This window comes from Streptomyces sp. NPDC052396 (assembly GCF_044593195.1).
GTDB lineage: Bacteria > Actinomycetota > Actinomycetes > Streptomycetales > Streptomycetaceae > Streptomyces.
The window spans coordinates 194,321-207,258 of record NZ_JBIUAW010000002.1 but is presented as its reverse complement, the minus strand read 5'-3'; the positions used below and the strand labels follow the sequence as shown (position 1 = coordinate 207,258).

Genomic DNA, 12,938 nt, shown 5'->3' with positions numbered 1-12,938 from the left:
CACCATGACTGATCTGCCCGCAGAGCTGACGGCTGGTGAGCGTGTCCGCATCCTTAGGGAACGCCGGGGGATGACGCGCGCCGTGCTCGCTGATCTGGTCGGTAGGTCGTCTGACTGGCTGAAAAAAATCGAGAACGGCGAGCGAGAGCTGAGGTCGATCACGCACCTTGTGCGGCTGGCTCATGCACTGCACATCTCCGATGTGGCCGTACTGACCGGGAATGAGCTGGTCATCCCGGCGGATGCCGTCGGCAAGTTGTCTCACGCTTGCGTTACACCGATCAGGGCGGCTCTGCACGGTGTCTCGTTCGTCGGCACGCCGACCGTGGGCACGTGCTCCCCTGAAGCGCTCAAAGGCCGTGTGGAGGGCGCGTGGCGGCTCTGGCACCGCAGCAGGCACCAGCGGACGGAGGTCGGGGCGCTGCTGCCTGACCTGATCCGGGACGCACACGCCTGCGTGAAAGCTCACCAGGGGGACGACCGGCGGGTCGCTCACGCTGCTACAGCCGACCTGTACCGCCTCGTTCAGCGGCTGCTTGCCCACATCTGCGAGCCTGAGCTGTACTGGCTCGCGCTGGACCGTGGACGGGCGCACAGCGAGGAGTCCGACAACCCCGTCTCTCTCGCCCTGGCGGCGTGGTCCACGGCCATTGGGCAGCGCGCGGCAGGGTTCGGGGAAGAGGCCGTTCAGACCGATGAAGCCGGTATGGCGCTGCTGCGGGATCTGCTGGAACAGGGCGATCTTGAAGTCCTGGGCGTCTATGGGGCGTTGAACCTGCAAGCCGCTATCTCGTGCGGACTCGACGGCCGTTCTGGCGACGCTGAGCGGTATCTGGCGGAAGCCGACCGTACGGCATCCCGTCTGCCCGCCGGCTACACGCACACCCCGTCAGCGTTCGACGCGTCCAACGTCGCGATTCACGGCGTGAGCGTCGGCGTGGGGCTGCTGACGCCGGGCGAGGCCCTGCGGCGCGCTGAGGCAATCACACCGGAAGCCGTCGGTTCCCTGGAACGGCGCTCCCGTCTGCTGCTCGACATTGCGGCCGGTCACCACCAGAAGCACGAGACAGCGGCAGGGGTGCACTACCTGTCAACGGCCCACAAGGTCAGCCCGGAAGGAGTGCGCTATGTGCCGTTCGCACGGTCTCTCGCCCGGGACCTGGCCAAGGCTGCGTCCGGCCCGCTGAAGGCCGATGCTGTCGGGCTTGCTGAGGCTGTGGGAGTGGCCGCTGCCTAACCCTTTCGAGTAGGGGGACAGTTTGGGTCCGTCGCCAACCGTGCTTCGTCTTAACGTCCTTCGCGACCTACGCGAGGGGATGACGAGACGATGGCGAGACAGCCTGACGGCGACGTGAAAATGACGCTGCGGGTGTCCCAGGACGGTGGGCGCACCTGGGGGCCGACGACGTATGTACCGCACGGCAAGGAGGTGCCCGTGCGGGGAGGCTTCGCGCCCTGCACTTGCCGCCGATGCAGGGGGCGCCACGAGCCGGACCAGTCATCCGCTGCCCTGTCCGGGGGTTCGGGTGCCCACTGAGACGAAGCGCTGCACCGAGTGCGCACGGCTCAAGGCTGCGCGTGCGGCTGCCGCTGAGCGGGGCGACCGGAGCAAGGTGAGTGACTACATCGTCCTGATGGGCAGGCACCTGCGGGAGGCCCACGGCTGACACGCCCGGCCAACTCCTCGCCGCACTAAGGTGCGTTGTCGGGCCCGCACCATGCTGGATGCCGCGCGGATGGCTGCTGCGCTGCGGAACGACACAGCGATGAGCAACAAGCTCACGCAGTCCCTTGCGCACATGGGTTCCCCCGCCCATCTCAGCGGAGCCACAGGCCCGCCCGCCCGGCTGCCCTCGTGGCCGTCGATGGCCCGGGCGGGTCGCACAACCGCTCAGCGCCCCGGAGACGGGGTTCCACGCACCATCCCGACCCGTTACAACCGAAGGAGGCCCGACGTGGGCACCGACAACGTGAATGGCTACGACGTGGCAGGCGAGGAGATCATCACTCCGGCCGAGCCTGACGACTCCGACCAGAACGGGGAAGGGGATGGCAACTAGCGGCACATCCGGCGACGGCAGCGCCCGCGCGACAGCCCGACGATTTTTGAAACGGGACCTCCCGGAGAACTCCGAGCTGTCGTGGCTGTGCCAGGTCCACAAGGACCCGGAAGCCATGCAACTGGTGCTGCGCACTGGGTACGTGTGCCAGCACTGCATGCGTGATCGCAGCCGCAGCTAGCACGACACGGCCTTGGTCAGCGTTCTCCTGAGCGCTGGCCGGGGCCTCTCCTCGCTGGAAATCGGTGGTCACCCAGTGGAAGCTACCCGAGCCGAGAACGTCTCATGAGGGATGGCGTAGTGCCAGGCGGCATCGCGCACTTGGCAGTACCGCAGGACCTGGACCGGCTCGGTGATCAGCGCCGAAGGCGCCGGCGCGGCGGACCAGACGGGCTCGACCTGCCCCCTGGGCACCCATCCGCTGTTCCGGACCCCCGGGGCCCTGCTGCCTGGCTACGCTGATCATCAGGGCCCCGCCGTCGGCGACTTCCCGGCGGCCGAGCATGTGCACGCCACCGCCCTCAAGCTGCCGGTGTGGCACGGCCAGGAGGACGTCCGCCTCGCCGACGCCTACACCGCGGCCATCGCCAAAGTCGCCTCCCACGCGAAGGACCTTCTGTGAGTACGTCTCCCCTCGACACCGCTCTGCTCGACGACCTCGCTCGCACCGCCGAACGTGACGGCATCACCAAGACCGTCGTCGGCGCCGTCATCGCCGACCACGACGGCAAGGTCCTGCTGCTGCACCGCCCGGCCCACGACTACCTCGGCGGACTGTGGGAACTGCCCTCCGGCGGCGTCGACGCCGGCGAGAACCTCATCGCGGCCCTGCACCGGGAGGTCGTCGAGGAGACCGGACTGACGGTCACGGCCGTCGGCGCCTACCTCGGCCACTTCGACTACCGCTCCGGCAGCGGACGCGCCACCCGCCAGTTCAACTTCGCCGCCACCACCACCGGCGAGACGGTGACGCTCACCGAGCACGACACGCACCTGTGGGCGGACCGCATCCAGCAGAACCGGGTCTCCAGCGCCGTCCAGGCCGTCCTCGACACCTGGCGCGACCAGGCCGTTTGACGGGCCTCTGAGCCCAAGGCGGGCCTCCCCGGAGGGCGGCCGAGGCCCGTCGCTGTACGCGGCCGGCGACGAGGCAACTTCGAGACAGACCCTCCGAGTCGAGAAGGGCGGAACCGCCGCACCAACGCCCGTCACCCACAGGGGTGTTGCTCAAGCATGCGGACCACTTCCCGCCCACCGACGGGTTACGTTCCCCGAAACGAAGCGACCCCTGGCACCGGATAACAGCCAGGCCAGGGGTCTACACGCACCATGAGTCAGGAGCTCTCAGCGCATGCTCAAGCATGTTATCGCCCCCGCCCGCTTCTTCACCCAGGTTCCGAACGATCTCATCCGTCACCCTCGCCTGGGCTCGGACGCCGTCCGGCTGCTGCTGTGGGTGCTGTCGCTACCGGATCCGTCCGGGCTGTCGCTGTCGACCGCTGCCACGCGGGCCGGGATTCGAAACGGTGGATTCCAGCGCGCCAAGCGGGAGTTGGCGGCGGAGGGCTACGTCCATGAGTGGCGCCGTCAGGGCACGGGCGGGCGGTGGACCACCGCTCAGCTGGTGTCGGGGGTGCCGCTGGGCGCCGAGGAGGCGGTGGCGATCCGGGACGGGTTCGCGCCGAGTGCCGAGAAGCCGGCCACCGGTGGACCGGCATCCCGGCCGGTCGGTGGCTCCCCTACAAACACTGGGGAGAAGACTGACCACCCGCCCTCCCAGCCCTCCCGCGCGGCCAAGCCCCAACCGGCCCCGGAACCACATCCATTGGCCGAGCGAGGCGCGCTCGTCCTGGCGGCGCTCTCGCACCAGGACCGGCGGCTGCGGCTGACCGGGCGGGAGGTGGCCCGGCTGGCGCCGCTGGCCGGTGAGTGGCTGTTGCGCGGGGTCTCGGTGACCGAACTGCGCGAGACGCTCACCGCCGGGCTGCCGGAGCGGGTGCACTGTGCGGCGGCGCTGCTGCGGGACCGGCTTGGCCGGAAGATGCCGGAGGTGCCGCCGATCATTCGGCAACCTTTCCTGGGCAAAGCCGCGTTGGAGCCGCGCGTCGGGCGTATGCGCGAGTGCCGGGGTGAGCAGCACATCCAGCCTCGGCTCTTTCTCCCGCTGAACGGAGAGGAGTCGTGCGGGGATTGCCGACAAGATCCGGCGCAGCAGCAGGCGGTGGCGGAACGTGCGACGCGTGGGGCGGCAGCGGTGCGTGCGGCGATGAGAGGGTGAGCACGCTCCCAGGTCAACATGACGTTGTCATACCGATATGCGGACGGGGGGTGACGCCCGGAGGCACCCTCCCCTACATTTCCAGCGCATTACGCAAGTGATCGCGCACGGGGACGGAGTAGCCGCATGTCGGAACCACCTGAGGGCAGTCGCAGGCAGGGTGTGCCACTGGAGCTGGTATGGGCAGGGATCTGCCTGGCCATTCCGTTCGGGGCGATGCTCTGGGTCGATTCCTATGCGCGGATCGATCCCAAGCTCATCGGCATTCCGTTCTTCTACTGGTACCAGATGCTCTGGGTGCTGCTGTCGACCGGGCTGACGGTGGCGGCGTACGCACTGGTGAAGCGGCACCAGCGGGCCCGTAGGGATGGTGGGCGGCCATGAAGCACGGAGTGAACGGCGTGGCGCTGGCGGTCTTCTGCTTCTTCTTCGTGGCCGTGACGGTCATGGGGTTCCTGGCCGCCCGCTGGCGGCGGGCGGAGCAGGCCGAGAGTCTGGATGAATGGGGGCTGGGCGGGCGGTCGTTCGGGACCTGGGTGACCTGGTTCCTGCTGGGCGGGGATCTGTACACCGCATATACGTTTGTGGCCGTACCGGCGGCGATCTACGCGGGCGGCGCGGCGGGGTTCTTCGCGGTGCCGTACACCATCCTGTGCTACCCGCTGGTGTTCACCTTCCTGCCCCGGCTGTGGTCGGTGTGCCACCGGCATGGCTATGTGACGTCCTCGGACTTCGTCCGGGGCCGATTCGGCTCCCGGGGGCTGTCGTTGGCGCTGGCGCTGACCGGGCTGCTGGCCACCATGCCGTATATCGCGCTCCAACTGGTGGGCATCCAGGCGGTACTGGATGTGATGGGCGTGGGCGGCGGAGAGCACGCCAACTGGTTCGTCAAGGACCTGCCGTTGCTGATCGCCTTCGGGGTGCTGGCGGCGTACACCTACTCCTCGGGGCTACGGGCGCCCGCGCTGATCGCGTTCGTCAAGGACGCCCTGGTGTATATCGTGATCGCGGTGGCGATCATCTATATCCCCATCCGGCTGGGCGGGTTCGAGCACATCTTCAGCAAGGCGGGGCACGCCTTCGCCACGGTGAACCCGGCCACCGGCAAGCCCCGCGGCTCCCTGGTCACCGCGCCGGACGCACAGTGGGCCTATGCCACGCTGGCGCTGGGATCGGCGATGGCGCTGTTCCTGTACCCGCACTCGGTGACGGCGGTGCTCTCCAGCAAGAGCCGCGAGGTCATCCGGCGCAACACCACCATTCTGCCGCTGTATTCGCTGATGCTGGGCCTGCTGGCGATGCTGGGCTTTATGGCGGTGGCGGACGGGATCAAGGTGAAGAACGGGCAGCTGGCCATTCCGGAGCTGTTCGCCGATATGTTCCCCGACTGGTTCGCCGGAGTGGCCTTCGCGGCGATCGGCATCGGGGCGCTGGTGCCCGCCGCCATCATGTCCATCGCGGCGGCCAACCTGTTCACCCGGAACATCTACAAGGACTTCATCCGGCCGGACGCCTCCCCGGCGCATGAGGCCAAGGTGTCCAAGCTGGCCTCGCTGCTGGTGAAGGTGGGTGCCCTGGTGTTCGTGCTGACCATGGACAAGACGGTGGCCATCAACTTCCAGCTGCTGGGCGGCATCTGGGTGCTGCAGACCGTACCGGCCCTGGTGGGCGGGCTGTTCACCCGCTGGTTCCACCGCTGGGCGCTGCTGGCGGGCTGGGCGGTGGGCATGGGGTACGGCACCTGGCGGGCGTATGAGACCCCGAGTGCCACCCAGGATCACTTCGGCAACACCAACCTCATCCCGTTCATCGGGGAGAAGGGGTATATCGGGCTGACCGCGTTTGCGCTGAACGCGGCGGTGGCGGTGGTGCTGACCTTCGTCCTGCGCGCCCTGCGGGCCCCCGACGGGGTGGACGAGACCTCGGCGGGGGACTACACGGCGGACGCGGGCGACCCGGGTGTCAGCGCCGAGCTGCCGCCCGCCACGGCCGGGGCGCCGGGCGGGCACTGAGCATTCAGGGCGTCAACGGGTCAGCACCAGGCTGACGTTGTGCCCGCCGAAACCGAAGGAGTTGACCAGACCGGCCGACCAGGTCCCGGAGCGGTTCTCGCCGCGGACCAAGTCGAGTTCCGCTCCGGGGTCGGGCCGGTCCAGGTTGCGGATGGCGGGCAGGGTGCCGCTCTCCATGGTCAGCAGGGCGGCGACGGCGGCCACCGCGCCGGAGGCGCCCAGCATATGGCCGGTCATGGACTTGGTCGCGGTGACCGCGGCCCCGCCCACCGCCTGGGCGATGGCCCGGGCCTCGGCCAGGTCGCCGGACTCGGTGGAGGTGGCATGGGCGTGCACATGCTCGATGTCGCCGGAGGTCAAATCGGCGGAGCGCAGGGCGGTTTGGATGGCCAGCACCTGGCCCTCGGTGTCGGAGGCGGTGATGTGCTGGGCGCTGGAGGTGATGCCCGCTCCGGCGAGCGTGCCATAGACCCTGGCTCCCCGGGCCCGGGCGTGCCCGGCCCGTTCCAGCACCAGCATGCCCGCGCCCTCGGCCATCACAAAGCCGCTGCGATCCGCGTCAAAGGGCCGGGAGACCGCCTCGGGGTCGTCATGGCGGGTGGACAGGGCCTTCATCTGCGCGAACGCGGCCAGGGTGAAGGGGTGGAGACAGGCTTCGGCGCCACCGGCGACCACCACATCGGCGCGGCCGGCCCGGATCAGATCCAGGCCCATGGCGATGGCCTCCGCGCCGGAGGCGCAGGCGCTGACCGGGGTCCGGGCGCCGCCCCGGGCGCCCAGGTCCATGCTGACCCAGGCGGCGGGGCCGTTGGGCATCAGCATGGGGACGGTGTGCGGGGACATCCGGCGCGTCCCGGAGCGCTCCATCAGGTCGTCCTGGCCCAGGGTGGTGAGCACCCCGCCGGTGCCGGTGCCGATGACCACGGCCAGCCGCTCGGGCTCCACCTGGGGGCGTCCGGCGTCCTGCCATGCCTCCCGGGAGCTGATCATCGCCACCTGCTCACAGCGGTCCAGCTTGCGGGCCTGCACCCGGTCCAGCAGGCCGGCCGGGTCCACGGGGAGGCCGGCGGCTATCCGTACGGACAGTTCCTCGGCCCAGTCCTCGGTGAGCAGCCGCACCCCGGACTTCCCGGCGAGCATCCCCGACCAGGTGGACGCCGCGTCGGCGCCCAGCGGAGTGATCGCGCCCACGCCGGTCACCAGCACAGCACTGTCGTCGGCCATTGGTCTCCTCCACGCGCTATCAGATACTCACAAGAGCCAATCGCCAGAGGACGAGGGCTCATTGGAGACAATGCCAGTTCGGGGCGGACTCAGTGCTTGGGAAGGCAACCGATTCGGTGGGCGAGAACTGTGGGTAATTCACAAACAGCTTGGCTGGTGGGTGATTTGTCCAGGTTACTCGCCCCGGCCGGCCAGCTGACCGTCCGGTTCCCGCACCGGTGCCGACGGCCGGCGGGCCGCCCGGCGCCGGGCGGCGGGCCACCAATTGGCCTTCCCCACCAGGGACATGACGGCCGGCACCAGCAGGGCGCGCACCAGGGTGCAGTCCAGCAGCACGGCCACCGCCAGCCCGAAGCCGATGAGTTGGAGCATCACCAGGTCACAGGCGGCCAGTGAGGCCATCACCACGGCGAAGACCAGGGCGGCGGAGGTGAACAGCCGCCCGGTGCGCTGCAGCCCGGTGGCCACGGCGAGCCGGGTGGGGGTTCCCCGGCGGTGTTCCTCCAGGATCCGGGAGAGCAGGAAGACCTCGTAGTCCATGGACAGGCCGAAGGCGGTGCAGAACATCACCGCCGGGATGACCACATCGGTGGTGGCGGGGCCGCGCAGCGGTCCGATCAGCACCTCCAGCCGGCCCTGCTGGAAGACGGCGACGATGATGCCGAAGGTGGCGGCCAGGCTGAGCGCGTTCAGCAGGACGGCCTTCACCGGCACCAGCACACTGCGGGTGTAGGCGAACAGCAGCACCAGGGTGGCGGCCACGGTGAGCAGCACCGCCAGCGGCATCGGCCCGGTCAGGGCGTCCTCGGTGTCGGTCAGCCGGGCGCCGGGGCCGCCCACCAGGGCCGTGCCGGGGGCGGGTTCGGCCCGGAGCCGCTCGGTCAGCCGGCGGCCCTCGGGGGACAGCGGGGAGTCGCCGGCCGGCCGGACGCTCAGCCAGGTGCCGGCCGGGCCGGTGAAGGACGCCGCCCAGGGGCCGGCGGGTTCGGTGCGGCGTCCGTCGCGGTAGACGCCGGTGGCGGTGGTCACCTGCCGCACCCCGGGCAGCCGGGAGAGCCGGGCGGCGTAGGCGTGCACCGCGGGTTCCTCCGGGGCGGAGCGCAGCGCCAGGGGGGAGTGGTCCGCTTCCGGTGGCAGGACATGCACATCGGGCAGCACCACGCCGGCCGCGTTGTCCTCGCCGCCGGGGAAGCCGGCGCGCAGCCGCTGGGACGCCCGGGCCACCGGCGAGGAGGCGGGCAGAATGCGGTCGTCGTACATGCCGAACCGCGCCTGGGCGCCCGGCGCGGCCAGCAGGCCGAGCAGCAGCAGGGTGCCCAGGGCGACCAGCACAGGCCGCCGGGTGACCCATAGCGCCAGCCGGTACCAGCGGCCCTCGGCCACCGGCCGGCCGCCGCGGCCCCGCCAGCGGCGGAAGGCGTCGAAGCGGTTGACCTGCCGGCCCAGCAGCACCAGCAGCGGGGGCAGCACCAGGAACGCCCCGGCGGCCGAGCAGAGGGCGACCACCGCGCCGCCCAGCGCCAGGGAGCGGGTGAGCGGCAGCGGGAAGACCGTCAGCGCGCCCAGCGCGGCCGCCACCGTGACGGCGGAGAAGGCCACCGCCCGGCCGGCGGTGCGCATGGCCCGGCCGGCGGCGGCCACCGGCCCGGCTCCGCCGGCGAGTTCCTCGGTGAAGCGGCTGACGATCAGCAGGCAGTAGTCGACGGCGAGGCCGAATCCCAGCGCGGTGGCGATATTAAGGACAAACATGGACACCGTCATCAGCTCGCTGAGCGCCCGCAGCAGCGCGGTGGTGGTGAGCACCGCGAAGGCGCCCACCGCCACCGGCAGCAGGGCGGCCACCAGGCTGCCGAAGACCCAGAGCAGCACCAGCAGCACCAGCGGGGCCACGATCAGCTCGGCGATCATGGCGCCCCGGGTGCTGAGCCGTTCCATCTCCGAGTACAGGGCGGACTCCCCGGCCACCGCGATGCGCAATGCGCCGCCGCCCGGCCCGGTCTCCCGGTCGGTCACCGCCTTGCTCGCCGCGCGCACCGCGCGTTCATCGCCGGTGAAGCGCACCGCCACCACGGCGCTGTGCCCGTCGCGGGCGCGCAACTCGGCCGGGTGCCGCGGCCAGTAGCCGCGCACCCAGGCGATATGCGGGTCGGCGGTGAGCCGGGCGGTCAGTTCGCGGCCGGCCCGCTCGGCCTCCGGGGCGTCCAGGGAACCCTTCGCGGTCGCCAACAACAGCAACTGGGGCTGCCCCGCGTGGAAGCGGTCGGCCAGCAGGGCATCGGCCCGGGTGGACTCGGCGCCGGCGGGCGTCCAGCCCCCGGGCGCCAGTCTTTCTCCGACCCCCCGGCCGCCCAGTCCGGCCGCCAGGGCCACCAGGGCGAGCAGCAGGAGGGCGCGCAGAGCGCGCCGGCGAGTACCGTAGACGGTCTTTGCCAGGGAGAAGCGGAGAGCCATCACATGGGCGTCCTTCGCAGGGTCGGACGGGGCCAGGAATTACTCATTCCGTAGATTAATCACAATGCGTCAAGAAGCGAACACAAGCCTCGATCAGGGCGCGTCGATACCGGCCTCCAGAGTGTCCCCAGCACGGCAATCAGGCCCAGCCCTGGGCGCACTATCACGATCCCGGCACTACATGTGGGGGTGCCTTTGCCGCCCGGCACTAGATGTATGCTCGTCTTCGCTGTCGCCGCAGGGGAATCCGGTGGAAATCCGGAACTGTCCCGCAACGGTGTATGTGTGCTCTTTTGACGCACCACCAGTCCGAGGACCTGCCGACAGCACGCCCATGACCGAGCCGTACGGCTTGGCCTGGGCGTGGAATACGTCCGGGCCTCGCGGGTTGGGCCGAGGGACGCGGTGTGGTGCTGCCCTGACGCGCTCAGGGCTGCCCTGACGCGCCCTTGCCGCTCTCCCGCCCGGCCCCCAGCCGAGCGAGGGAGAGCCCCAGTGACCATCGCGCCCGCAGATCCGGTCTCAGTTTCAGCGGAGGCGTCCGGCGGTCCCGGGACCGCGCTGCTGCGCACCCTGACCGAACTGACCGCCGATCTGCCCGCCACGGACCCCGGCAAGGTCGCCGCGGCCGCCCTGCGCGGCCGGCACCCCGGCTCCGACGAGGCCGAGCTGCGCTCGCTGGCCACCGAGGCCGCCGCCGGCCTGATCGCCGAGGAGCCCGAGTACTCCAAGCTGGCCGCCCGGCTGCTCACCCTGGCCATCCGCGAGGAGGCCGCCGGCCAGGGCGCCGTCTCCTTCACCGCCTCGGTCGCGGTCGGCCACCGCGAGGGCCTGATCGGCGACGAGACGGCCGCGTTCGTCACCGCCCACGCCGGGCGCTTGGACGCCCTGGTGGACGCGGCGCTGGGGGATGGCGCCGACGACCGCTTCGGCTACTTCGGCCTGCGCACCCTGCACAGCCGCTACCTGCTGCGCCACCCGATCACCCGCCAGGTGATCGAGACCCCGCAGCACTTCCTGCTGCGGGTGGCCTGCGGCCTGGCCGAGGACCACTCGGAGCGGGCGCTGGCGGACGTGGCCGAGCTCTACCGGCTCACCAGCACGCTCTCCTACCTGCCCTCCTCCCCCACCCTGTTCAACTCCGGCACCCGGCACCCGCAGATGTCCTCCTGCTACCTGCTGGACTCCCCGCTGGACGAGCTGGACTCCATCTACGAGCGCTACCACCAGGTGGCCCGGCTGTCGAAGCACGCCGGCGGCATCGGCCTGTCCTACTCCCGCATCCGCTCCCGCGGTTCGCTGATCCGGGGCACCAACGGCCACTCCAATGGCATCGTGCCCTTCCTGCGCACCCTGGACGCCTCGGTGGCGGCCGTCAACCAGGGCGGCCGGCGCAAGGGCGCGGCCTGCGTCTACCTGGAGACCTGGCACGCGGACATCGAGGAGTTCCTGGAGCTGCGGGACAACACGGGCGAGGAGGCCCGCCGCACCCACAACCTCAACATCGCGCACTGGATCCCGGACGAGTTCATGCGCCGGGTGGAGGCGGACGCCGACTGGTCGCTGTTCTCCCCGGTGGACACCCCGGACCTGGTCGACCTCTACGGCGATGAGTTCGACGCCGCGTACCGCGCCTACGAGGCCGCGGGCAAGGCCGTCAAGACCATCCCGGCCCGGGTGCTCTACGCCCGGATGATGCGCACCCTGGCGCAGACCGGCAACGGCTGGATGACCTTCAAGGACGCCGCCAACCGCACCGCCAACCAGACGGCGGAGCCGGGCAAGGTCGTCCACTCCTCCAACCTCTGCACCGAGATCCTCGAGGTGACGAACGACGGCGAGACGGCCGTCTGCAACCTCGGCTCGGTCAACCTCGCCGCGCACCTGGGTGCCGACGGCGAGATGGACTGGGAGAAGCTGGACCGCACCGTCCGCACGGCCGTGACCTTCCTCGACCGCGTGGTGGACATCAACTTCTACCCGACCGAGCAGGCCGGCAACTCCAACTCCCGCTGGCGGCCGGTGGGTCTGGGCCTGATGGGCCTTCAGGATGTGTTCTTCCGGCTGCGGCTGCCCTTCGACTCCGCCGAGGCCAAGGAGCTGTCCACCCGGATCTCCGAGCGGATCATGCTGGCCGCGTACGAGGCCTCCGCCGACCTCGCCGAGCGGCACGGCGCGCACCCGGCCTGGTCCGCGACCCGCACCGCCCGCGGGGTGCTGCACCCCGACCACTACCCCAACGCGGTGGCCGCCTGGGCGGACCGCTGGGAGGCGCTGCGCACCCGCATCGCCTCGGTGGGCATGCGCAATTCGCTGCTGCTGGCCATCGCCCCGACGGCCACCATCGCCTCCATCGCGGGCGTCTATGAGTGCATCGAGCCGCAGGTGTCCAACCTGTTCAAGCGCGAGACGCTCAGCGGTGAGTTCCTCCAGGTCAACACCTACCTGGTGGAAGACCTCAAGAAGCTGGGCGTATGGGACCGGACCACCCGGGACGCCATGACGGACGCCAATGGCTCCATCCAGGAGATGAACTGGATCCCGCAGGAGGTGCGCGACCTCTACCGCACCGCCTGGGAGATCCCGCAGCGCTCCCTGATCGACATGGCCGCGGCCCGTACCCCGTACCTGGACCAGAGCCAGTCGCTGAACCTGTTCATGGCCTCGCCGACCATCGGCAAGCTCAGCTCGATGTACGCGTACGCCTGGAAGCAGGGCATCAAGACGACGTACTACCTGCGCTCGCGCCCGGCCACCCGGATCGCCCGCGCGGCGTCCGCCTCGGCCGCCGCCACCATCCCCGTCCAGCAGGCCGCGCCCGACGCGGACGCCATCGCCTGCTCCCTTGAGAACCCCGAGTCCTGCGAGGCCTGCCAGTGACCACCGAACGCCAGAAGAACCTGCTCGACCCCG

9 protein-coding genes and 1 riboswitch are annotated in these 12,938 nt (G+C 70.5%); of the genes, 7 read left to right on the top strand and 2 right to left on the bottom strand.

Annotated features, from left to right (window positions below; genetic code table 11):
• Positions 1 to 4 precede the first annotated feature (4 nt).
• The 6 genes from ACIHFE_RS05980 to mctP all read left to right on the top strand — a co-directional run bounded on the left by ACIHFE_RS05980 (position 5) and on the right by mctP (position 6,350).
• Positions 5 to 1,237 (top strand): helix-turn-helix domain-containing protein, encoded by a 1,233-nt coding sequence (locus ACIHFE_RS05980; RefSeq protein WP_400104592.1) that lies wholly within the window; start codon positions 5 to 7, stop codon positions 1,235 to 1,237.
• A 1,175-nt stretch (positions 1,238 to 2,412) separates the two neighbouring features.
• Positions 2,413 to 2,682 (top strand): hypothetical protein, encoded by a 270-nt coding sequence (locus tag ACIHFE_RS05975; protein WP_400104591.1) that lies wholly within the window; start codon positions 2,413 to 2,415, stop codon positions 2,680 to 2,682.
• Positions 2,679 to 3,137, top strand: a complete 459-nt coding sequence (locus ACIHFE_RS05970) for an NUDIX hydrolase (protein ID WP_400104590.1) — start codon at positions 2,679 to 2,681, stop codon at positions 3,135 to 3,137. The genes ACIHFE_RS05975 and ACIHFE_RS05970 overlap by 4 nt, the downstream gene beginning before the upstream one ends.
• A gap of 274 nt (positions 3,138 to 3,411) precedes the next feature.
• On the top strand, positions 3,412 to 4,338 hold the full coding sequence (locus ACIHFE_RS05965) for a hypothetical protein (RefSeq protein ID WP_400104589.1): 927 nt from the start codon (positions 3,412 to 3,414) through the stop codon (positions 4,336 to 4,338).
• Positions 4,339 to 4,464: 126 nt separating this feature from the next.
• On the top strand, positions 4,465 to 4,722 hold the full coding sequence (locus tag ACIHFE_RS05960; protein ID WP_400104588.1) for a DUF3311 domain-containing protein: 258 nt from the start codon (positions 4,465 to 4,467) through the stop codon (positions 4,720 to 4,722).
• Positions 4,719 to 6,350 carry a monocarboxylate uptake permease MctP gene (gene mctP / locus ACIHFE_RS05955; RefSeq protein WP_400104587.1) on the top strand — a complete coding sequence of 544 codons (1,632 nt, stop codon included), beginning with the start codon at positions 4,719 to 4,721 and terminating at the stop codon, positions 6,348 to 6,350. Before ACIHFE_RS05960 ends, mctP begins: the two co-directional genes overlap by 4 nt.
• A 12-nt stretch (positions 6,351 to 6,362) precedes the next feature.
• Here mctP and ACIHFE_RS05950 read toward each other — a convergent pair whose 3' ends face one another.
• Complete coding sequence (locus ACIHFE_RS05950) at positions 6,363 to 7,574, bottom strand: beta-ketoacyl-[acyl-carrier-protein] synthase family protein (RefSeq protein WP_400104586.1); 1,212 nt, start codon at positions 7,572 to 7,574, stop codon at positions 6,363 to 6,365.
• A 174-nt stretch (positions 7,575 to 7,748) separates the two neighbouring features.
• Entirely contained in the window at positions 7,749 to 10,025 is a 2,277-nt protein-coding gene (locus tag ACIHFE_RS05945) for an MMPL family transporter (protein WP_400104585.1), read from the bottom strand.
• A 199-nt stretch (positions 10,026 to 10,224) separates the two neighbouring features.
• Positions 10,225 to 10,365: riboswitch (cobalamin riboswitch) on the top strand.
• A 155-nt stretch (positions 10,366 to 10,520) separates the two neighbouring features.
• Between ACIHFE_RS05945 and ACIHFE_RS05940 the strand changes: the two genes are divergently transcribed.
• Positions 10,521 to 12,905: a ribonucleoside-diphosphate reductase subunit alpha gene (locus ACIHFE_RS05940; RefSeq protein WP_400104584.1), complete on the top strand. Its 2,385-nt coding sequence runs from the start codon at positions 10,521 to 10,523 to the stop codon at positions 12,903 to 12,905.
• Positions 12,906 to 12,938: the final 33 nt, after the last annotated feature.

What these genes read in the sequence shown, in the direction of transcription:
- ACIHFE_RS05980 (WP_400104592.1), top strand. Translation starts at nt 5, where the DNA reads ATGACTGATCTGCCCGCAGAGCTGACGGCTGGTGAGCGTGTCCGCATC.
- ACIHFE_RS05965 (WP_400104589.1), top strand. Translation starts at nt 3,412, where the DNA reads ATGCTCAAGCATGTTATCGCCCCCGCCCGCTTCTTCACCCAGGTTCCG.
- ACIHFE_RS05960 (WP_400104588.1), top strand. Translation starts at nt 4,465, where the DNA reads ATGTCGGAACCACCTGAGGGCAGTCGCAGGCAGGGTGTGCCACTGGAG.
- mctP (WP_400104587.1), top strand. Translation starts at nt 4,719, where the DNA reads ATGAAGCACGGAGTGAACGGCGTGGCGCTGGCGGTCTTCTGCTTCTTC.
- ACIHFE_RS05950 (WP_400104586.1), bottom strand. Translation starts at nt 7,574, where the DNA reads ATGGCCGACGACAGTGCTGTGCTGGTGACCGGCGTGGGCGCGATCACT.
- ACIHFE_RS05945 (WP_400104585.1), bottom strand. Translation starts at nt 10,025, where the DNA reads ATGGCTCTCCGCTTCTCCCTGGCAAAGACCGTCTACGGTACTCGCCGG.